Genomic DNA, 21,446 nt, shown 5'->3' with positions numbered 1-21,446 from the left:
ATTTCACTCATGGCGCGTTTCACTGTCTGGATTCCTTCACAAAGTCGGTGCCCCTCCGCAGCCACGCGGCGACACCATATGAACGTGGCCGTGAGCCGGTAGTCAGGATTTCTCGTACGTGTAGCCGAAGGGAACGTCGTGGCTCAATTCGAGGGTGAACCGCCCGGGCGCGAGCTTCGTAACGAGAATTCCCGCGGTCCCATGCGCGAGTGCCTTCTCCTGGAGGCTGCGAATCCCGGCCTCCAGGGCGTGGGCCAACTCGCGGGCTTCTCGAACAATAACTTCCGTTTTTTCAAAGGCTGTCTCAGTCATCAGAGTCGCTTTCTGCTTGGGGAGGGGACTTAGCCGGCTCTGAGGCTGAGCCGGTCATTGAATGCAGCCGTTTCGAGCACTTCCCGGTTGATCACGAAGTCGGGGGTGCGGCCGTTGGCCACGGCTACGATGGCGCGCACGCAGCTGCTGCCGTTGCCGAGGGACATTTCATCGGTCCAGGAGAGACAGTGCGGGGACAGCGTTACGTTGTCCATACCGACAAGCCCGTTGGTCACGGGTTCCGTTTCAAACACGTCCAGTCCGGCTGCCGCGATGCTTCCGTTGGCCAGGGCCGAAATAAGATCCGGTTCATTGATGATCGGGCCGCGTGCCATGTTGATGACCACTGCAGTGGATTTCATCCGGTCCAGGATTGCGGCGTTGACGATGTGGTGGGTCTGCTCGGTCAGCACTGCCATCACAATGAGGGCGTCGCAACTGGACGCAACATCTTCCAACTCCATCAGTTCCACACCCAGTTCGCTGGCGCGCTCGGGCGGACAGAAGGGATCGTAGCCCACACACCGGACGCCGAAGGGCTGCAGCAGGCGGATCAGCTCGCCCCCGGTGTTTCCAACGCCGAGCAGGCCAACGGTCTTGCCGGTCAGGCCGGTGCCCATGAATCGTTCGCGGAGGTCCCAGGACTTTTCACGGACCAGGCGGTCCTTCATCACGGTGTTATGCAGTACGGACAGGAGCATGGACAGGGTGGCTGTGGCGACCGGGCCGCGGGCGCCGTCGGGAGTGATGGTGGCTACCGTTCCCGCACGGGTGCATGCCCTGAGGTCCACCGCGTCGAACCCGACACCGAACCGGGCCAGAATGAGCGGCGGATTTTCCACCCCTGCAAAGGACGCTGCCGTGACGGCGGGGGCGGCGTAGAGGATGGCGTCGTAGCGTTCCATTTGCGCGGGACTAAGGACCCCGGCCCCGTCCTCCTCCATGTACTCCCACTTCAGGCCCGCGTCGTCGAGTCCACCAAGTCCGATGTCGCCCCACACGTTGTTACCGTCGGAGTCCAGGAAATCGGGGGAGATCCCCACTGTGAATGTCATTTAGAAGACCGCCAAAGGGTTTACGGGCGAACCAGTGCCGCGCGGAATGTTGAGGGGAGCGACGACGAACATGAACCGGTAGCGGTTCTCTTCGGCGCACGCAGCGCCGAGATCTTCGAGGTCCAGGTTGTCAAGCAGGGGCAAGCCCATCGCCGTGATCGCCAGTATGTGGATGGGCGAGTGGATGCCGGGGGTGGGGGAGGGGCGAGCATCGGAATCGCCGTCGCCACCCAGAAGGACGATTCCACGCTCTGCCAGCAGCGGCATGCAGTCAACGTGCAGCCCGGCGCTCAGGTTCGAAGAGTCCCAGATCCCGAGTTCGCGGGCGCGGCGGAAGTGGCCGGTGCGGACCAGAACGGCGTCGCCCTGCCTGATGTCCAAGCCGAGACGCTCTTCCGCGGCCAGGATGTCCTCGGCATGGATGGCTGTTCCCGGCTCGAGCCACGGCACGTCGAAGAGGATCGTGAAGTCGAGCAGTACGGCAGGGGCCACCAGTGAGCCGAGTGCGCTGACGGACCCGAAGTCGGCGCCGGTTGCAGTCACAACGTCTTTTGAGGTCTGTCCCTCATACAGGAGTCCCTTGTAGGCAATATGGCTAAGGGCATCCAGGTGGCTGACGGCTTTTCCGTGGTAGTCGACGCCGATGAAGTCCTTGTTACAGGATGGTTCCGGGGCTTCGCGGACCCCAAGGTCCGTCATGTAGTGCAGGGCGGGGTTGGTGTTGGACGGTCCGCTTACGGTGTTCCATGGCAGCGCAGTCTGCACCACGCGTCCGCTGCTGACGAGGGAGGCCGCATCCACCACCGTTGCGGGGGTCACGGCCTGCCAGGCTCCGGCGGAGGGGTTGCCATACCGGCCCCAGGTTTTGACTTGTTCGAACATCTCCTCGAAGCGGTCCTGCGGGACAGTGAAGCCTGGATCGGTTGGGGCTGGATAGAGTGAGCTTGCCCTGATGTCTTCCGCGCACACGGTTTACTCCTTGAAATTTTGGGGACCGCCCTGGAATCCGGGGCCGGCAACTTCGCGGCGGAGGACCGGGCGGACATGAGAAGCCACCGGTCCTGAGCGGGAACGAGGAGGGGTGACTCGGTAATGATAAGCCAATATACTGGTCGAAAGTCAATATCTTGGATAAGGGGAAGAAAGAAATGACGACAGAAGCACTCTCGGGCTCTCAGAGCTCCGTTCCGGCCATCACTAGGGCAATGGCCATTCTCGACCTGGTCGCAGCCGCTGGCCAGGCCGGCATCAGCGTGCCCGAAATTGCGAAGTCGATGGAGCTGGCCAAATCTTCCACGGCCAACATCTGCGCGGCGCTGGAGGGCGAGGGCATGCTCCGCCGTTCCGATGGCCGGCTGATACTGGGGCGGCGGATCCTGTCGCTTGCCGGCGATTACCTCCGCTCAGCCGACCAGCTCTCCGAGTTCTACGCCTTGTGCCGCCACTCCCGCCTGATTTCCCGCGAAGCGGCCCGACTGGCCCTGCTGGATGGAACCGATGTGCTCTACCTGGCACGCTATGAGGGAACCAACCCCATTCGGCTCACCGCCAACATCGGGGACCGCTTCCCGGCCCACGTCACAGCTACCGGCAAGGCCGTCCTCTCCACATTGCCCGACGCCGTCGTGGAGGACCGGTACCGCGGCAAGGCCTTTGTGCCCTTCACGCCGCGCTCGCTGACCAGCATCTCCGAGCTCATGTCCGACCTCCAGAAGTCCCGTCACCGCGGTTATTTCATGGATGACGAAGAGACCAACATTGGAGTGGTGTGCTTCGCGGTTCCCGTGGTGGACATCCCGGGCGAACCCGCCCAGTTTGCCATCAGTGCCACGTTGCTTAAGGCGCGTGCCGATGAGTTGAACCATGAGGAAATCGTGGAGGAACTGCAGCAAATCGCCCGCGCCCTCGCCAATCCGCTGAGTGCGCATTCCCTCTAACCTCCAACAAACAGGGCCACCCATAAGGGTGGCCCTGTTTGTTTTAAGACGCCGGATGCCGCGGGCAGAGTCCTGGCACGCGACTTGCTATTGACCAACATGTTGTTCGTAGTACAAGATATTGGTCACGCAGGTCATTGGTGACCACCCAGAATTTAGGCAGCACTGGGGCTGCAAGGAGCGAACATGGGACTCAACCCTCCCGCGATGCCGCTGATTCAGATCGAAGAATTATCCAAGCGCTTTGGTGTCAACGCGGCGCTACAGGACGTCAACCTCACGCTGGAATCAGGCAGCATCCATGCCTTGCTCGGCCAAAACGGGGCCGGCAAGTCCACACTGATCAAGATCCTGTCCGGACTGCACACGCCCACCAGCGGCCGCATCACAGTCGGCGGGCACCCGCTGGGATCGGCCGAAGCCAGCGCGAACATGGCGTTCATCCACCAGGACCTCGGCCTGGTGGACTCCATGACCATCGCGGAGAACATTGCGCTGAGCACAGGCTTTGGCCGATCCGGCGGATTCATCTCCTGGCGCCAGGTCCGCGATGATGCCGCCCAGGCGCTTCAGACGGTGGCCTCCCACCTCGAACCCGACCGGTACGTCTCGGAATTGACCAGGGCGGACAAGTCGCTGGTGGCCATCGCCCGGGCACTGGCCTCAAACGCTTCGGTCATCGTCCTCGACGAGCCGACGGCGAGTCTTCCCGCAGCGGATTCCCGCAGGCTGTTCGACGTGCTGGAAAAGCTGCGCAGCCAAGGGCATGGCCTGCTGTACGTGAGCCACCGCCTCGATGAAGTCTTCGCCATCTCGGACACCGTGACGGTATTGAGGGACGGCCGGCTCATCCACAGCGGTCCCATCGCCCTAAAATCCCCGCGCGAGCTGGTGGTGGACATCGTGGGCCACAAACCCGTCAGCTACAGCTCCGGCAGCAGCGTCCGGAAGGACGTGCAACGGCTGGAAGTCCATGAGCTGACCACTTCCCAGACAAGGGCCGTCTCGTTCTGTGTCCATGCGGGCGAAGTTGTTGGGATGGTCGGGCTCACGGGAGCGGGGCATATGGAACTCGGGAGGGCTCTGGCCGGAGCGCGCAGGATCACCTCAGGCAGCGTCCTGCTCGATTCGACGAACTACAACCCCCGGACTCCGTCGGAAGCTGTCGACTCAGGCGTCGGCTTCGTCACCAGTAACAGAATGGAAGAGGGCTGCGCCCCGGAGCTGACACTCCGGGAAAACTTCCTGCCGAATCCCGGCATCCGCACCAGGAACCCCTTTGCCTGGACAAGCCCGCGGGCCGAACGAAAGCTTGCCGGGGAACTCGTGGAGCGGTACGGGGTCAGACCGGCGCTCACCGAGGTGGCCATCGCCACCCTCTCCGGCGGCAACCAGCAGAAAATCATGATCGGCCGCTGGCTCAGCACGCGCCGGAAGCTCATCATCCTCGAGGAGCCCACTGCCGGGGTCGACGTTGGCGCCAAGGCGGACATCTACACGCTGCTCGAAGAGTCCCTCGCCGACGGCCTCGGCGTCCTGATGATCTCAACCGATTTCGAGGAAGTCGCGAACGTCTGCCACCGGGCACTCGTTTTTGTCCAGGGAACCGTCACCGCAGAGTTGTCCGGCGCTGACCTGTCCATTGCAAACCTTACGGCGGCCGCCTCCGGTGCTGCTCTCACTACGGAGTAATCCTCACATGAACCAGATGAAGACCAACCGCCAGCGGGGCGGCGCCGCACACCTCCTAGGACCCTACGGACTCGTCGTGATCCTGGTGGTGCTGTTCGCGGTATTCGCCCTGATCCTTCCGCAAACATTCCTCTCCGGCCGCAACTTCAACGCCATTCTCAGCAACCAGGCCATCCCGGCCCTGCTGGCGCTGGGGGCAATGATCCCTATTGCCACCGGAAAATTTGATCTGTCCATCGGCTACGGGCTCGGACTCTCCCACGTGATTGTCCTCAAGCTCATCGTCGACGGGAATATGCCGTGGGGCGTCGCTGCTCTCGTGGCCATCGCCGTCATGGCCCTGGTGGGCGTGATCAACGGCCTGCTGGTCGAATTCGGCCAGATCGACTCCTTCGTAGCAACGCTGGGCACCGGAACCGTGCTGTACGCGATCACAGGAGCCATCACGAACGGTGCCCGCGTGGTACCGGGAGACGGCGGGCTGCCCGTGTCCTTCAAGGACCTCTACGACTCCAAGATCGCCGGGGTGCCGATCGTTGCCGTGTACCTCCTGGTCGTGGCCGTAATCCTATGGGTCCTGTTCGAGCGGCTCCCGCTGGGACGCTACTTCTACGTGCTGGGTTCAAACCCCCGCGCCGCAGCGCTGATCGGCATCCCCACCAAGAGGTACTCCATTTACGCCTTCGCCTGCTCCGCAGTGGTCACCGGGGTCGCAGGAGTGCTCCTTGCCTCCCAGCAGCAGATCGGAAACCCCAGCGTCGGCATGGACTACCTGCTGCCGGCCTTCGTGGGGGCGCTCCTGGGGGCTACAGCCATCAAGCCCGGACGCGCGAACGTGATCGGAACTCTGGTTGCAGTCATTACTCTGGCCATCGGCCTGGCCGGCATCTCCCAGTTGGGCGCCCAGTTCTGGGTCACCCCGCTCTTCAACGGCGTTACCCTGCTGATCGCCGTCGGTCTTGCCGGCTACTCCGCCCGGCGCAAACTGCGTGCCGGTGCGGTGGCCGCGCCGCCCAACCTCCCCGCCGCAGGCGACACCGGCCCTCCAACTCCTGGAAGGCCTTCCACGGGCGCGGGGCTACCGGCCGCCCCGGCCACCACCTCCGTCTAGCACCGGAGCATCCCCGGGTGCACCCTACCCAGGATTAGACCCCCACATCAGGCACCACATCAGGCAATTTTCCATGACCGAAAGGCTTCACGATGAACAACTCCGCCCCAAGACTGCTGCTCGCTGCCGGCGCCATCATGGCGCTTGGACTGACGGCCTGCACCAGCGGTTCCGCTGAATCAGCCGCCGCCGGCGCAACCGCTGGCGGGGACAGCGGCTGCGCCGACGTCGTCGCCACCGCACAAAAGGCCATTGACGCCGCATCCAAAACGGACAGTCCGTGGGATGGGCCCGCCTCAGGACCCAAGGCGGCAGCGGGGAAAACCCTCGTCTACGTGGCCCAGTCCATGACCAATCCCGGTGTCGCCGGAGTGGCCAAGGGACTTCAGGAGGCAGCGGCGTCCATAGGCTGGAATGTCAAAGTCATCGACGGCCTGGGAACTCCCGCCGGCATCCAAAGTGCCTTCAGCCAGGCGCTGACCACGAAACCGGACGGCATTGTCATCGGCGGCTTCGACCCCAAGACCACAGCCGCCCAGGTTGCCGAGGCCAACTCGGCCAAGATCCCGCTGGTAGCGTGGCAGGCGCTCTCCACGCCCGGTCCCAGCACCGATCCGCTGCTGTTCACCAACATCACCACCAAGGTCGAGGACGTTGCGAAAATCAGCGCCGACTTCGTCATCGCCAAATCCAACGGCAAGGCCGGCGTCGTCATCTTCACCGACTCCTCCATCCCTTTTGCCGAAGGCAAATCGCAGATGATCAAAAAGGAACTGGAAACCTGCTCCGGCGTCAAGGTCCTTGATTACGACAACGTTCCCCTGTCCGACGTCAGCGCAAGAATGCCGCAGGAAGTGTCCTCGCTGCTCAGCAAGCACAACGAAGCCTGGACCTACTCCGTGGCCATCAACGACGTCTACTACGAAAACGCGACTGCAGCATTGCGTGCAGGCGGTGTGAAAGCGGGCGGGGCTCCGTTCAATGTGGGTGCCGGCGACGGCGATTCCTCCGCACTGCAGCGGATCAAGGCCGGCGAATACCAGACCGCTACAGTCCCTTCGCCGCTGAAATCGGAAGGATGGCAACTCGTGGACGAGCTCAACCGGGCCTTCAACAACCAGCCCGCCAGCGGCTACATCCCGCAGGTCCACGTCTCCACCAAGGAAAACACGACAGCCACCGAAGCCTGGGACCCGGAAGGCTACCAGGACGCGTACCGCAAAATCTGGGGCAAATAGTCCGGCCGCAAGATCCCGCTTACGTACACCCGGGCATTCGCCCACGACCCAAGGTTGACATTGAACAACGATCACAAACCCCAGACCCCCGGTCCGACGAATCGCCCGGTCATAACGCGTAGGGCCGGTTTCGTCGGGCTGGGGCTGATGGGTGCACCCATGGCCGCCAACCTGCTCAAAGCAGGGTGGTCGGTCACTGCATGGAACCGGTCGAGTGACGCGGCTGACGACTTTGTGGCGCTGGGTGGATCCCGTGCCCTAAACGTCGCGGACCTTCGGAACGAGCCGGTGATCATCTTTATGCTGCCGGACCTCTCCTTCATCGAGGACGCAGCCGCCGGGCTCCTGGCCGAGTGGCGGACGACGCCGCCCCGGCCGGGGACCCTGCTGGTCGTCATGAGCAGCGTTTCCCCGGCGGCCGTCCAGTCCTTTGGCCGTGCCGTTGCCGAAGCCAGCGGCGGAAACGCCGTGGTGCTGGATGCTCCGGTCAGCGGGGGAACTGAAGGCGCACAGCGGGGAACCCTTGCCATTATGGCCGGCGGACCCGAGGAGCACTTCGGTCCGCTGCTGCCGGTCCTCGAGGTGATGGGCACCACCGTCAGGCGTCTGGGCGAACTCGGGGCGGGGTCCCTGGCCAAGGCCTGCAACCAGCTGATCGTGGGAACCACGACGGCGGCCCTCGCGGAGGCGACCGAGCTCGCCGAGCGCTCCGGCATGGACGTCGGGGCGCTGTATGAGGTGCTGTCCGGCGGGCTGGCCGGCAGCCGTGTGTTGGAGTTCGTCGGACCACGGCTGGCGGCCAGGAACTACGCCCCTACCGGTCCGGCGAAATTCATGGGCAAGGACCTTTCCTTCGTGCTGGAGAGCGCCGCCGCCGTGGGGGCCGCCGTGCCGATGGCAGCCGCCAGCGCCGGGCTGTACGGCACACTCACGGACCAAGGCCTGGGGGACCTGGACCTTGCCGTTGTGCGGCAGGCCATCGCAAACCTCAGCCTGGCGTGACCATGGGTGTGGGCTAGGCGTTGGGCAGGGCGGAGGAGGACCTTCACGACGAGCTCCTGGAACGGGTGGCACGCAGCTACTTTGTCGTGGGCCTGCTGCAGAACGACATCGCGGCGGCTGAACATCTCTCGCGCCCCAGCGTCTCGCGGCTCCTGACGGAGGCACGTGCCCGGGGAACAAACCCCGCGCGCTGTACGGGACCATAAGCAGACTCGGCTACGTCGCTGCCCGCTATCTGGAGTCGCAGCTTGCGGCCACACGAGGCGCATAGAAATTTTCGATCTGGGCATCGGTTCCCGTCGCTCCCGGACATCACGTCCTCGATCCGCGGGTCAAGTATGGGCTCCACTGCGCAGGTTAGTCTTGCCGGATCCCCGTGGTGGAGAATGCGTTCATGACCAATGACGATCTTCGGCCTGTCTACTTCCTTTCGGACAGCACCGGCATCACAGCGGAAACACTCGGCAACACCTTGTTGACGCAGTTCCCCGCTAACAACTTTGACCGCATCACCGTCCCCTTCATCACCACCGTCGAACAGGCCAGGACGGTGGTCGGCACTATCGACAAACTGGCCGCCACCGGCCCGCGGCCGATCGTCTTTTCCACCGCTGTCAGCAGCGAGATCCGCCAGGCGCTGGCCACGTGCCAGGGGATCGTCGTGGATCTTATCGGGACGCACGTCGGACAGCTGGAAGAGGCCCTCGGCTCAACTGCCAGCGGCGAACCGGGCAGGGCCCATGGACTGGGCAACGCCGAACGCTATCAGTCGCGGATGGCCGCGGTCGAGTACGCCATGGAACACGACGACGGCCAGAGCCTGCGCGCGCTGGAAAAGGCGCAGGTCATCCTGGTAGCGCCGTCCCGCTGCGGAAAAACACCCACAACCATGTATCTTGCGCTGCAACACGGAATCTTCGCCGCGAACTTCCCGCTGGTGGACGAGGACTTTGAGCGGGAGGGGCTGCCCAAGCCGCTGCGGCCTTTCGTTGAGAAATGTTTCGGCCTCTCCTCGAACCCCCTGCGCCTAAGCCAAATTCGCACCGAAAGGCGCCGCGGCTCGCCCTACGCGTCGCTGCGGCAGTGCGGCTTTGAGCTCCGCAGCGCCGAGCAGCTGTATGTTTCCCACCGGATTCCGTACCTGAATTCAGCCACGGTGTCCGTGGAGGAAATGGCGGCCACTATCCTGCAGCGCATGAACCTCAAGCATTAGGGAAAATTTTCACAAACCCGGTGTGGCGCACATCATGTGGAAAGAGCGGTCCAGACCTGTCAGTGTGGACAGGATTCGCGCCCACCAACCGGCCATCGCCGCGAGCGGGGCGGCACATCTGCATGCCATCATCTGCAAAGGAGCAGTAACTATGACGACAGACATCCTGTGGTTCTCAGAACTCGGACTCAAGGACCTGGACCGGGTGGGCGGAAAGAACGCCTCCCTCGGAGAGATGGTGCAGAACCTGACCTCTGCCGGCGTCCAGGTCCCTGACGGCTTTGCCACGACAGCGGACGCCTACCGGACCTTCCTTGCAGACTCCGGCCTGGACCAGAAGATCGCCGACCGGCTGGTCGGCCTGGACACCGACGACGTGACGGCCCTGGCTGCCGCGGGCAAGGAGATCCGCGCCCTGATGCGCGAGACGCCCTTCCTGCCGGACTTCGAAGCGCAGATCCGGAACTCCTACCAGCAACTGGTGGACAAGCACGGGGGCTCCGAGGACCTCTCCTGGGCCGTCCGTTCCAGCGCGACGGCGGAAGACCTGCCCGATGCCTCCTTCGCCGGGCAGCAGGAAACCTTCCTGAACGTCCGCGGGATCGAGAACATCCTGGTGGCCATCAAAGACGTCTTCGCGTCCCTCTACAACGACCGGGCCATCGCCTACCGGGTGCATCACAAGTTCGAGCATGCTGAAGTGGCGCTCTCGGCGGGTGTCCAGCGCATGGTTCGTTCCGACGTCGGCGCCTCCGGCGTCATGTTCACCATGGATACGGAATCCGGGTTCCAGGACGCCGTCTTTGTCACCTCCTCCTATGGCCTCGGCGAGGCCGTCGTCCAGGGCGCCGTCAACCCGGACGAGTTCTACGTTTACAAGCCCGCGCTTGAGGCCGGCCGTCCGGCCATCCTCAAGCGTGGACTGGGCGAGAAGGCGCTCCAGATGACCTACACGAGCAACCGCGAAATCGGCCACACCATTGACTTCGTGCCGGTGGAGGCTTCCCTGCGGAACCGCTTCAGCCTCACGGACGACGACGTCGAGCAGCTCGCCCGCCATGCCGTCGCCATCGAGAACCACTACGGGCGGCCCATGGACATCGAGTGGGGCAAGGACGGGATCGACGGCGGCCTGTACATCCTGCAGGCACGTCCGGAGACGGTGCAGTCCCGGCGCGCCTCCGGAAGCCTGAGCCGTTTCCGCCTCAACGGGTCCGGCCGGGTCCTGGTCGAGGGCCGTGCCATCGGCCAGCGCATCGGTGCCGGCAGCGTCCGCATCCTCACCTCCATTGACCAGATGGCCGCCTTCAAGACCGGCGACGTTCTCGTCGCGGACATGACCGACCCGGACTGGGAACCGATCATGAAGCGCGCCTCCGCCATTGTGACCAACCGCGGCGGACGCACCTGCCACGCGGCCATCATCGCCCGCGAATTGGGGATTCCCGCCGTCGTCGGCACCGGCGCCGCCACCGACGTGCTCTCCGACGGACTCGAGGTGACTGTCTCCTGCGCCGACGGTGAGACCGGCGTCATCTACGAGGGCCTCCTGGAGTTCAGCGTCGAGGAAACCGAGATCACGCAGCTGCCCGAGGCCCCGGTCAAGGTCATGATGAACGTCGGCACGCCCGAGCAAGCGTTCACGTTCGCGCAGCTTCCCAACCACGGTGTGGGCCTGGCCCGGCTGGAATTCATCATCAACCGGCAGATCGGCATCCACCCCAAGGCGCTGCTGAACCTGGACGGACAGCCCGCCGACGTTGCCACGGAAATCAGGGAACGGATCGCCGCGTACGGCAGCCCGCGCGACTACTACATCAAGCGCCTGGCCGAAGGCGTGGCGACCATCGCCGCGGCCTTCGCGCCTGAACCGGTGATTGTGCGGATGTCCGACTTCAAGTCGAACGAGTACGCCAACCTCATCGGCGGGCCGGCCTACGAGCCGCACGAAGAGAACCCGATGATCGGTTTCCGCGGCGCCTCCCGGTACTTGGAGCCGTCCTTCCGCGATTGCTTCGACCTCGAGTGCGAGGCCCTGTCCTTCGTCCGCAACGAGATGGGGCTCACCAACGTCAAGCTGATGATCCCGTTTGTGCGGACCCTGGATGAGGCCCGCGGCGTCATCGAGCTGCTGGCCGAGAACGGCCTCACCCGCGGCGAGAACGGCCTCGAGGTGATCATGATGTGTGAGATCCCGTCCAACGCCCTGCTCGCCGACGAATTCCTGGACTACTTCGACGGATTCTCCATCGGTTCCAATGACATGACCCAGCTGGCCCTGGGCCTGGACCGGGATTCCGCGATTGTCTCGGGCAGCTTCGACGAACGCGACCCCGCCGTCAAGAAGCTCCTAAGCATGGCCATCAAGGCCTGCAAGGCGCGCGGTAAGTATGTCGGCATCTGCGGGCAGGGGCCCAGCGACCACGCGGACTTTGCCCAGTGGCTGGTCGAGGAAGGCATCGATTCAGTCTCCTTGAACCCGGACACCGTGGTGGATACCTGGCTCCGGCTCGCCGGGGCAGCAGGTGTAGCCGACGTCGGGGCAGCGGTAGGCGCAGACGCGAACTGACTCTCCGAGCCGAACTGAGTGCCCGCCCGGGGAAAACCCTGGGCGGGCACTCCCGTTAGTTCAGTGGGCCATCAGGCCGGGGTTATGTCAGGGCGTCTTTGTCAGTTGGGCCGTTCTCGGCCCAGTGACGTGCGGCGGTACCACCCCGTGGTTGGCTTCGTGAGCTTGCTGCTGTTGGCACAATTCCGGTTACTGCAGTGCGACGGGATTTCGTCCTGCGGCCCTTTAGCGCCCGGCCCCTCGTATTTCAACCTTTCCAAAACCACGGCTGATCCACACGCGGCACAGATAAGAATTGACCGCATGGCTATTCGCCGCCTGTTTCGGCCGCGTAACCCCTTCGGCGGATAGCGTTTGATTCGCGGATGCCATCTTTGGCCTTGCCGTCCATATGTCCCCCTGAATTGGCCTGCGTTCAGCGTACCGCGCTCGGGCCGGGCACGCCGTCCACTGCATAGCCACACCATGCAGCCGCCGGACGGCGGCCCGGCATTGGGCGCTGCCCCGACGGCTCAGCGAATCCCACTGTCAACAATCAGGGTGATTCGAACAGGGTTGTCCGAGACGAGCACGGCCTCGGAAGCTGTTGAAGCATAGCCGCCGACGTTGGTCGCCTTGATGATATAACGGCCGTCTGGCAGCGCCAGGCGGAAGGCACCTGTCGTATCCGTGAGCGTGGAGCCCCGGACGCCGTCGTCCATGTCCAGGGCCACGACCGTTGCGCTGGGTACGGGGCGCGGCGGACACTCCTGGCCAACGCGTTCGACCGGACAGACCGGTGCCGTCAGGACGTAGCCCGTGACCAGTCCCGAATGGCCCTGCACCCGTCCGGACATGTCAGCGCACCCGCACAGCAGGAGCGTAGCGGCGACCACCAGGGCCACGGCCACACGTGCCACCATCATCACCCAGCAATCCTTAACACCCCGACGCCGCTTCCCGCTATTCCACACGAAGGCCCGCCCCCGCCGATCAACGCTTTGTGTACAACACCGAGTATCCGCGCTTCACGAACCGGAATACAGGCCTTTCCGGGACCCGTAGGCGACCAAGGATCACATATGCCGCCTGGCACGTGTCCTCCCTTGACACGGTTACTGAGTCTGCTCATAATTGAGGTGACTCGGATTTTTTGCCGAAAGCGCCAAGAAAGTGGAACCAGCCGACATGAGAGCGTTCGTTATCAGTGAGTACAAGGGACCGCTGCAGGAAGCGGACGTCCCGGAGCCATCCGTGGGGGATCGCGATGTGCTCGTCCAGGTGATGGCTGCAGGCCTAAACCAGCTTGATGAAAAAATCCGGGAAGGCGAATTCAAGCAGATCCTGCCATACAAGCTTCCGATAATTCTCGGCAACGACGTCGCCGGCACCGTCCTTCGAACCGGGTCGAAGGTGCTCGGGTTCAAGCCGGGTGACGAGGTCTACGCCAGGCCAGGCAAGGACCGCATCGGCACGTTCGCCGAGCGCATCGCCATCGCCGAAGCAGACTTGGCCCTCAAGCCCGCATCGATCAGCCTGGAGGAGGCGGGAGCGTTGCCGCTGGTAGCGCTCACCGCGTGGCAGGCCCTGGTGGAGCGCGGCAACCTGCAGCCGGGCCAGAAGGTTCTCATCCATTCCGGCGCCGGGGGAGTGGGATCAATCGCGATCCAACTCGCCAAGCACCTCGGTGCGACCGTCGCCACCACGACGAGTAATTCCAACGCGGACTTCGTTCGCGAGCTCGGAGCTGACACCGTCGTCGACTACCGCGGGCAGGATTTCGAGCAGCTACTGGACAGCTATGATCTCGTGCTGGACGGCCTCGGCGGCAAGAACCTCGAGAAGTCACTGCGCGTCTTGAAGCCCGGCGGCAAAGCGATCGGAATCGCCGGGCCCCCGGATCCAAGCTTCGCGCGCGAAGCCGGCCTGAACCCTGTGCTGCGTCTTGTGATTGCAGGACTGAGCAGCGGCATCCGGCGCCAGGCCAAGAAGCTCGGCGTGACCTACGAGTTCCTCTTCATGCGCGCCAGCGGCGACCAGTTACGCCAGATCACCGCTCTCATCGACAACGGAGTCCTCCGACCCGTCGTTGGACGGGTCTTCCCCTTCGATGAAACCGCTCAGGCCCTCCAAGGACTGGAAAAGGGCGGCATTCGCGGCAAAGCCGTCATCAGCCACCGCTGAGCAGAACACAAGCCATTCCCAATAAATCCACAACAATTGAGGGGAGCGCCATTATGGGCACTCACGACACTTCGAGCGGGCCTGTCATCACGTCCTATGCGAAGGCACGTACCCGCACCGTCACGGCTGATGGCGGCGTCACCTTCGCCTATCGCGAGCTGGGGCCTACGCACGGCATCCCGGTCATCTTCTTCGTACACCTCGCTGCGACCCTGGACAACTGGGACCCCCGAATCATCGACCCCATCGCCAAGAACCGCCATGTCATCGCCTTCGACAACCGCGGGGTGGGTGGATCTACCGGACGGGTGCCCGACAGCATCGAGGCAATGGCCGACGATGCCGTGTCCTTCATCAAAGCGCTCGGTTTCGGCAAGGTCGACATTTTCGGTTTCTCGCTCGGCGGAATGGTCGCTCAGGCGCTTGTGATGAAACATCCCGACCTGGTCCGCAGACTCGTCCTCACGGGCACGGGGCCGAGAGGCGGAAAGGATATGGACAAGGTCGCCGGTACCACTTATTACGACATGCTGCGGGCGGCCCTTACGCGATCGGACCCGAAAGAGTTCCTCTTCTTCAACCGCAACCCGACCGGCAAGCGAGCCGCAGAAACATTCGTGAAGCGACTCGAGGAGCGCACCGTCGATCGTGACGCCCCGATCAAGGTCAAGGCATTCCAGACCCAGCTGAAGGCCATCAAGAAGTGGGGGCGCGGGGCGGCGGCAGACCTGTCCGGGGTCACCCAGCCCACTTTGATCGCGAACGGCGACAACGACCGCATGGTGCCCTCAATCCTTTCGAAGGACCTGCACCGTCGTATTAGCGGATCCGAGCTCATCATCTATTCTGACGCTGGCCACGGTGGCATCTTCCAGTTCCACGAGGAGTTCGCACCCGTGGCCGTCAGGTTCCTCACCGACTAACCCTCACCGGACGTAGCGGCTGATGGCGCCATGATCATGCGTGTGACAGGATCACGGCGCCATCCGAGAGCGGCTTAGGCTTTCGTGCCCGTCAGCTGGGGAAAAACCGCCTCGATGGGTGCGCTGAGTCGCGCCTTGAGGAAGTTCGTCTCGACGTTGGCGCGGATTTCTTCGTCGGAGTGCGTAAGGATGCCCAGGCTGGACGCGGACGTGCCGGCATTGTTGATCAACACTGTCACGTCCCCTGGGGCGTCGGCTACCTCCAGGATGAATTCACGGTCTTTCCATTGTTGGGTCGCCGCACCTGGCGGTGCAGCAGGTCGAAGATTTTCCTGAGTGTCACCGCTGCCGACGAGCGAGCTGGGTGCTTCCGGCGGCCGTGGGATGATGAACGCAGGCACATTCGGGCCCACACAGTAGTGACTACACTCATAACTGAGTTAGGTCAGATTCTATTCCGGAGGACGTGTTATGCCAGTCGCCCCTCAGCCGGTCGGCCGACGTGAGCGGAACAAACAGGCCAAACTCGAGCGCATAACAGCCGCTGCCCGCGAGCTCTTCGCAATGCACGGCGTGGATGAGGTCACCACTCAGCAGATCGCGGACAAGGCCGATATTGGTGCCGGCACACTGTTCCTATACGCCAAGTCAAAAGGCGAATTGCTCCTGCTCGTACAGAACTCCAGCTACGCTGACGCCCTCGTTAGGGGCAAAGCTGCAGCGGAGACGGTACCCGACCCGCTCGAAGGGGTCATGGCAATCGTCCGCCCGGTTGTCGACTGCAATCGCGGCCAGATCGAAAACGGTCGGACGTACCTGCGGGAGATGGTCTTCGGCGATCCCGAGGAACCCCACCACCGCGACGCCCTCGACCTGACTGTTCAGACCGAAGAAGCGATCACCGTCGTGCTGCGACGGGACCCACGTGTCGAGCCCGGCGACGCAGCCGCGCTCGCGCACGTCATCTCCGCGATAATGTTCCTCAGCATGGCGGCCACGATTAATGCTGCCGCCACCGTCGACGACATCGTCAGTGAGATCAGGGACCAGGTCAGAGTTATCCTGCCGCGCTGATCGCCGAGGCTCCGCAGGGCCGGTGGCTGACGGTCAGCGTTAGGCGTATTGGGTGACGTGCAAGCTGTTGATCGTTGCCGTGCCACCGCTGGCGTACACAGCCAGATCGGTACTACCGGGTGCCGGGAAAATCAATTCCGTCATGGTGACCAGACCGTCCTGGGCGAAGACTTCCACGGAGCAGTGGTCAACGTAGATGGTCAGCTCATAGGAGCCGTGCGCAGTCCGGATCGGGGCGGTGTCGATGGAGGCGAAGGCTTCATGAAAGTCGGTCTGCCCGGAGTCGCGGCGGTCAACAATGAGGGCCCCTTCAGCGGGCCTGATGCCGATACGGGTACCGCGGTCGCCCTCGCCGCGGACTATGAGCCCGACTTCCCTCGCGCTGCCGGTCGTCAAAGCGACGTCGATGCGCTGGACGCCGCCCGCTGCACCCTCCAGGATGTGGATGCCGTCGGATATTTCGGTGTCCTCAAGGCTGAACGTTTCGGCCGGGGCGGAAAGTGAGGGGAAATTGCCGGCTGCCTTTTGGGTAAGTCGCGGTTTGCCGTCGATGGTGTGCAGGGAAATCTCGCGGGCCAGGGTCATGGGGCTGCGCCAGGGTGAGGTGGGGATGTGATTGGCGTATTCCCAGTTGTTCATCCAGGCGATCATCAGACGGCGGTTGTCGGGTGCGTCACTGAAGGAGACGGCGGCGTAGTAGTCCCGGCCCCAGTCCAGCCACTGGTATTCGCCCAACCGTTCCGGGTCCTGGGGGCCTTCGGTCACGGTGGTGGCAGAGCTGAAAGTGGTCCCGTCGAAATCGCCTACGAAGTACTGCCCCGCAGAGCCGTTGTTCGGGCCACCGGGGTTGAGGTTCACGGTGAGGACCCACTGAAGGTTGTTGGGGTCGCCGTCGACGGGGAGGGAAAACAGGTCAGGGCATTCCCAGACGCCTCCGGTGGCGTTGGCCGGGCCAAAGGTGCTCAGCGGCTCCCAGTTCTTAAGGTCGTGGGACTTGTAGAGCACAACCTGGAAGTCTGTGGCTTCGACGGCGACCATCACCCAATAGCTGCCGGCGTCGCCGTCGTAGCTGATGACTTTGGGGTCGCGGAACTCCGCTGACCCGCGGTTCAGGACGGGGTTGGCGGTGTGTTTGGTCCACGTGTAGCCTCCGTCCAGGCTGTAGGCCAGGGACTGCGCCTGGATGCCTGGGTGCCCGGAGCCGGGTTTGAACGCACTGGTGTAGACGGCGACCAGGGGCGGAGCCGAGTCGGTGCCGAATCCGCTGGTGTTGTCCCGGTCGAAGACGATGCTGCCGGAGAAGATGTCTTCTTCGTCGTCGCAGGCGATGGCGACGACGTGTTCGGTCCAGGTGAGCAGGTCCTGGGAGGTGGCGTGTCCCCAGGACATGTTGCCCCAGACGTTGTCCAGCGGGTTGTTCTGGTAATAGAGGTGGTAGACGCCGTCGTGGAAGATCAGGCCGTTGGGGTCATTGAGCCAGGTGTTCCGGGCGGCGTAGTGCAGGGCCGGACGGAAGGTGTCGGCCGTGGTGGCGGTCGCGGCAGTCATGAACGCGGAGTCTCGTTTCTGTGCAGGTCTGGGGGATGCGTATGCGGAAGCTTGGGGCCGGGTGGGCCGGCGCGGACCGGCCCACCCGGTAGGTCAGTCGGAGCTAGGAGTTCTTCTTGTAGCGGTCGTAGGCCTGCTGGTAGACCTCGATCATTTTGTCGACCCCGACGTTCTTGAGCTGGGTGACGTAGCCGTCCCATTCCTGATCAATGCCACCGGAGACGATCCACTTGGCGACGTTCTGCTTGACCAGTGAGGTGGTGTCCGTCTGGATGGTGCTGATCTGCTGGAGTTCTTCGTTGGACAGTGCGACCGGAGGGTAGCCGTCGTTGCCGGCGAAGGGTTTGTAGAGTTCGTTGACGGTTTTTTGGCGTTCAGCGGCGCGTGGTTCGGGTGCGACCACGGTGGTGAAGTTCTCGGCGGTGTTGGCCTTCGGGCCGCCGGGGGCGACCTTCTGACGGCGTTCGCCTTCACTGGTTCCCGCCGGGGCGGGGATCTGGGTCAGGAGTCCGCTGGCGTCCTTTTGCAGGGTTTCGCCGATCGGCCCCCAGTTGGCCTGGGCTGACTGGATGGGGTCGTAGAGGTTGTCGGCCCAGCGCATGGTCGCTGCCGGGTATTTGTTGTTCCGGGTGATGGCGAAGGCGCCGCGGGCGATTTCCTGGTTGTTGGACTGGCTGGCGATCCGCTTGCCGTCCGTGCCCTCAAGGACCGGGACCAGGTCGTAGTTGCTGGCGCGGTCGGCGCCGACCATTTCAGGGACTTCCCACCAGACGAAGGAGCCGAGGTTTTCCGTGGCGGCCTTGCCCTTGGCCAGGTACGCCTTGTCGTCCTGGGAGAACGATTCCGGATCGATCAGGCCCTCCTGGTACCACTCGTGCAGGGTCTGGATGGCCTTCTTGTAGCCGTCCTGGGTGGGGGTGAAGATGACATTGTCGTCCTGGACGATCCGGTGGTCCATGTTGTCCGGCACTCCGCCGAGGGCGGCGATCAGGTCAACGATGTCCCCGCACCAGGAACCTGGCATGAAGCTCAGCGGTATGGTCTTGCCGGTCCCGGACGCGTCCTGGGTCTTGAACGCGAGCAGGGCGTCGTGGAACTCACCGATGGTTTTCGGCATCGGGATGTTGAGCTTCTTCAGCCAGGCGGTGTTGATGGCCAGCTCGTTGGGGAACTGGACCAGGCCGAGCTCTTCCACGGACGGCAGGGAGTAGATGTGCCCGTCCGAGGAGGTGATGGCTGCCTTGACATCGGGACGGGCGGAGAGCAGCTTGGAGAGGTTGGGCGCGTTCTTCTCAATGAGTCCATCGAGGGGGATGAGGGTGCCGCTGGCGGAGTAGGTGGCGATCTCGGCGTCGGTGAGGCCGGTGTTGAAGAAGGCGTCGGGAAGGTCACCGCTGGCCAGGATGAGGTTCTTCTTTTCCTGGAAGACCGTTTCGGGCAGGTTCTCCCAGTTGATGTGGACGTTGGTGGCCTTTTCCCATTCCTTGACCACGGACATGGTGTTGTAGTCAGGGGCAAGTGCCGCTTTAGTTCCGGAGAAGGTCAGGTCGAGTTGTTTGCTGACGATCGGGAAGCCTGTTTCCTGGAACCCGAAGTCAGCGGAGGCGTCCTTAATTTCGGTGGTGCCGGAGCCGCCGCCGGAGCAGGCGGTGAACGTCAATGTTCCGGCCAGGACGGCGCCGAGGGCGGCGTATTTACGGCTGAATGCCATGGTCATTCCTATTCTGAGGTGGGGTTGCTGCCGTCCGATGGCGGTTGCCCGGGCGGTCGATAAGGGGGAGGAGCTATTTGACGGCGCCGATCATGGCGCCCTTGGTGAAGTGCTTCTGCATGAATGGCAGGGCAATCATGAGCGGCAGGCTCGAGACGACGATCATGGCGTACTTGGTGAGCTCTGCGATCCGTTGCGCAGCGGCATAGGATTCGATGTCTCCGCCGGTGGTTCCGGTGGAGGAGACGTCTGATTGGATGAGGATGTTGCGCAGGACGAGCTGCAGTGGGTACTTGGAGTCGTCGTTGAGGAAGATCAGCGCGTCGAAGAACGAGTTCCAGTGCGCCACGACGTGGACCATGATCATGAGCATGATCAGTGGCTTGGAGAGGGGAAGCACCATCCTGAAGAAGAATTTGAAGTCGGTTGCGCCGTCCATCTGGGCGGCTTCCCGCAGTTCGTTCGGGATGGTGTGTTCGAAAAATGACCGGGCGATGATCAGGTTCCAGACGCCCACTGCACCGGGCAGGACCACGGCCCAGACGGTGTCCAGCATGCCCAGGTCACGGACCACCAGGTACTTGGTGATCAGTCCGCCGTCGAAAAACATGGTGATCACGAACAGCAGCATCAGGATCTTGCGGCCGGGCATGTCCTTGCGTGACAGTGCGTAAGCCCCGCAGAGGATGGTGCTGACGCTGATGGCGGTGCCGAGGACGGTGTAGACGACGGTGTTGCCCAGGCCGTTCCAGATCCGGCTGTCGGCGAAGATCCGCTCGTAGCCTTCAGTGGTGACTCCGGAGGGGAACAGCCAGACCTTGCCTTCGTAGACGGCGTTGGGGTCACTGATCGAGGCGATCACGATGAAGTACAGCGGGTACACCACGGCCAGGATGGACAGCAGCAGGACAGCGGTTGCGGCGAAGTTGAAGGCACGATCACCGTACCTGTCCCTGAGCGTCGGTTTCGGCCGGGGCTGGCTTCCCCGGCTGACGGTCCGGTTCGGGTTGTCGATAGTGCGGGGGTTGGTTGTCAATGACATTTCGGCATCACCACAGGGTCGCTTGGTTGGCCCGGCGCGCCACCGTGTTGAAGAAGAGCAGCAGCGCCAGGTTGAGGAGGGAATTGAACAGGCCGATGGCGGCCGAGTAGCTGAACTGCGCCTGCTGCAGGCCTGCGTGGTAGACGTAGGTCTGGATGATCTCAGAGGACGAAAGATTAAGCGGCGTCTGCATGAGCAGCGCCTTCTCGAACCCGACATTGAGCAGGTTGCCGATAGCCAGGATGAACAGCACCGTCACCACCGGCATGATGCCTGGCAGATCGATGTGCCGGATCCGCTGGAGCTTCGAGGCGCCGTCCACCTTGGCCGCGTCGTGCAGGGCCGGGTCAATTCCGGCCAGGGCCGCCAGATACACGATCATGGAGAAGCCGGCGTTCTGCCAGACATCCGAGATCACGTAGATGGGACGGAACCACTCCGCGGAGCCCATGAAAAAGATCGGCTCGCCCCCGGACAGCTGGATCGCGTTGTTCACCAGACCCGATCTGGGGGAAAGGACCACGAACATGATGCCGACCACCACAACGGTGGAGATGAAAGCGGGGGAGTAGAGCACCGTCTGAGTGAACTTCTTGAACCTCTCGCTCTGGAGCTGATTGACCAGCAATGCCAGGATGATCGGGATCGGGAAGGCCACCAGCAGGCCCAGGACCGCGATCCACAGGGTGTTGCCGACGACCTGGCCGAACTGGTAGGAGTTCACAAACCTGATGAAGTGCGTCAGGCCCACCCAGGGGCTGTCGGTGAACCCGTCCACCGGGTTGTAGTTCTTGAAGGCGATCTGCACGCCGTACATGGGCCAATATTTGAAGACCAGAATGTAGACGATCGCTGG

20 protein-coding genes are annotated in these 21,446 nt (G+C 63.3%); 11 read left to right on the top strand and 9 right to left on the bottom strand.

Going from position 1 to position 21,446, the window contains the following annotated elements; translation table 11 throughout:
• Nucleotides 1-102 precede the first annotated feature (102 nt).
• The 3 genes from AC1DRE_RS18225 to AC1DRE_RS18215 are packed head-to-tail and all read right to left on the bottom strand — an operon-like array spanning nt 103 to nt 2,336.
• Complete coding sequence (locus tag AC1DRE_RS18225) at nt 103-312, bottom strand: hypothetical protein (protein ID WP_476985927.1); 210 nt, start codon at nt 310-312, stop codon at nt 103-105.
• Nucleotides 313-341: 29 nt separating this feature from the next.
• Nucleotides 342-1,367: an NAD(P)-dependent oxidoreductase gene (locus tag AC1DRE_RS18220; RefSeq protein ID WP_476985926.1), complete on the bottom strand. Its 1,026-nt coding sequence runs from the start codon at nt 1,365-1,367 to the stop codon at nt 342-344.
• Nucleotides 1,368-2,336, bottom strand: coding sequence for a cyclase family protein (locus AC1DRE_RS18215; protein WP_476985925.1), 969 nt, complete (start codon nt 2,334-2,336; stop codon nt 1,368-1,370). It lies immediately after the preceding gene.
• 179 nt (nt 2,337-2,515) lie between these two features.
• On the opposite strand from AC1DRE_RS18215, the gene AC1DRE_RS18210 reads away from it, so the two are divergent.
• The 8 genes from AC1DRE_RS18210 to ppsA all read left to right on the top strand — a co-directional run bounded on the left by AC1DRE_RS18210 (nt 2,516) and on the right by ppsA (nt 12,129).
• Nucleotides 2,516-3,304, top strand: a complete 789-nt coding sequence (locus AC1DRE_RS18210) for an IclR family transcriptional regulator (RefSeq protein WP_476985924.1) — start codon at nt 2,516-2,518, stop codon at nt 3,302-3,304.
• A 186-nt stretch (nt 3,305-3,490) separates the two neighbouring features.
• On the top strand, nt 3,491-4,996 hold the full coding sequence (locus tag AC1DRE_RS18205; RefSeq protein WP_476985923.1) for a sugar ABC transporter ATP-binding protein: 1,506 nt from the start codon (nt 3,491-3,493) through the stop codon (nt 4,994-4,996).
• Nucleotides 4,997-5,003: 7 nt separating this feature from the next.
• On the top strand, nt 5,004-6,107 hold the full coding sequence (locus AC1DRE_RS18200) for an ABC transporter permease (RefSeq protein WP_476985922.1): 1,104 nt from the start codon (nt 5,004-5,006) through the stop codon (nt 6,105-6,107).
• Between the two features lie 92 nt (nt 6,108-6,199).
• Nucleotides 6,200-7,345 (top strand): substrate-binding domain-containing protein, encoded by a 1,146-nt coding sequence (locus AC1DRE_RS18195; protein ID WP_476985921.1) that lies wholly within the window; start codon nt 6,200-6,202, stop codon nt 7,343-7,345.
• Nucleotides 7,346-7,456: 111 nt separating this feature from the next.
• Nucleotides 7,457-8,347, top strand: coding sequence for an NAD(P)-dependent oxidoreductase (locus AC1DRE_RS18190; protein WP_476985969.1), 891 nt, complete (start codon nt 7,457-7,459; stop codon nt 8,345-8,347).
• Between the two features lie 20 nt (nt 8,348-8,367).
• Nucleotides 8,368-8,553, top strand: coding sequence for a hypothetical protein (locus AC1DRE_RS18185; RefSeq protein WP_476985920.1), 186 nt, complete (start codon nt 8,368-8,370; stop codon nt 8,551-8,553).
• 188 nt (nt 8,554-8,741) lie between these two features.
• A complete protein-coding gene (locus AC1DRE_RS18180) occupies nt 8,742-9,560 on the top strand; it encodes a pyruvate, water dikinase regulatory protein (protein ID WP_476985919.1) in 819 nt (272 codons plus the stop codon).
• A gap of 151 nt (nt 9,561-9,711) precedes the next feature.
• Nucleotides 9,712-12,129, top strand: coding sequence for a phosphoenolpyruvate synthase (gene ppsA / locus AC1DRE_RS18175; RefSeq protein ID WP_476985918.1), 2,418 nt, complete (start codon nt 9,712-9,714; stop codon nt 12,127-12,129).
• A 512-nt stretch (nt 12,130-12,641) separates the two neighbouring features.
• Here the strand turns inward: ppsA and AC1DRE_RS18170 are convergent.
• Entirely contained in the window at nt 12,642-13,034 is a 393-nt protein-coding gene (locus tag AC1DRE_RS18170) for a carboxypeptidase-like regulatory domain-containing protein (RefSeq protein WP_476985917.1), read from the bottom strand.
• Nucleotides 13,035-13,296: 262 nt separating this feature from the next.
• On the opposite strand from AC1DRE_RS18170, the gene AC1DRE_RS18165 reads away from it, so the two are divergent.
• A complete protein-coding gene (locus AC1DRE_RS18165) occupies nt 13,297-14,292 on the top strand; it encodes an NADP-dependent oxidoreductase (RefSeq protein WP_476985916.1) in 996 nt (331 codons plus the stop codon).
• Nucleotides 14,293-14,345: 53 nt separating this feature from the next.
• The gene (locus AC1DRE_RS18160) at nt 14,346-15,215 is read left to right on the top strand and encodes an alpha/beta fold hydrolase (protein ID WP_476985915.1); all 870 of its coding nucleotides are present in this window, start codon (nt 14,346-14,348) and stop codon (nt 15,213-15,215) included.
• A gap of 74 nt (nt 15,216-15,289) precedes the next feature.
• Here AC1DRE_RS18160 and AC1DRE_RS18155 read toward each other — a convergent pair whose 3' ends face one another.
• Complete coding sequence (locus tag AC1DRE_RS18155; protein ID WP_476985914.1) at nt 15,290-15,454, bottom strand: hypothetical protein; 165 nt, start codon at nt 15,452-15,454, stop codon at nt 15,290-15,292.
• Between the two features lie 232 nt (nt 15,455-15,686).
• Here AC1DRE_RS18155 and AC1DRE_RS18150 point away from each other — a divergent pair, with 232 nt between their 5' ends.
• Nucleotides 15,687-16,289: a TetR/AcrR family transcriptional regulator gene (locus AC1DRE_RS18150; RefSeq protein ID WP_476985913.1), complete on the top strand. Its 603-nt coding sequence runs from the start codon at nt 15,687-15,689 to the stop codon at nt 16,287-16,289.
• Between the two features lie 39 nt (nt 16,290-16,328).
• On the opposite strand, the gene AC1DRE_RS18145 is transcribed toward AC1DRE_RS18150, so the two are convergent.
• From AC1DRE_RS18145 to AC1DRE_RS18130, 4 genes are all read right to left on the bottom strand, one after another.
• Nucleotides 16,329-17,837, bottom strand: a complete 1,509-nt coding sequence (locus AC1DRE_RS18145; RefSeq protein ID WP_476985912.1) for a glycoside hydrolase family 32 protein — start codon at nt 17,835-17,837, stop codon at nt 16,329-16,331.
• A 103-nt stretch (nt 17,838-17,940) separates the two neighbouring features.
• Nucleotides 17,941-19,548 (bottom strand): ABC transporter substrate-binding protein, encoded by a 1,608-nt coding sequence (locus tag AC1DRE_RS18140; RefSeq protein ID WP_476985911.1) that lies wholly within the window; start codon nt 19,546-19,548, stop codon nt 17,941-17,943.
• A gap of 73 nt (nt 19,549-19,621) precedes the next feature.
• The gene (locus tag AC1DRE_RS18135) at nt 19,622-20,590 is read right to left on the bottom strand and encodes a carbohydrate ABC transporter permease (protein WP_476985910.1); all 969 of its coding nucleotides are present in this window, start codon (nt 20,588-20,590) and stop codon (nt 19,622-19,624) included.
• A 7-nt stretch (nt 20,591-20,597) separates the two neighbouring features.
• A complete protein-coding gene (locus AC1DRE_RS18130) occupies nt 20,598-21,407 on the bottom strand; it encodes an ABC transporter permease (RefSeq protein ID WP_476985909.1) in 810 nt (269 codons plus the stop codon).
• Nucleotides 21,408-21,446: the final 39 nt, after the last annotated feature.

The organism is Arthrobacter sp. P4_H3, assembly GCF_056400885.1.
Note: the sequence above shows the minus strand (reverse complement) of the source record. Positions and strands in the feature narration are given on the sequence as shown.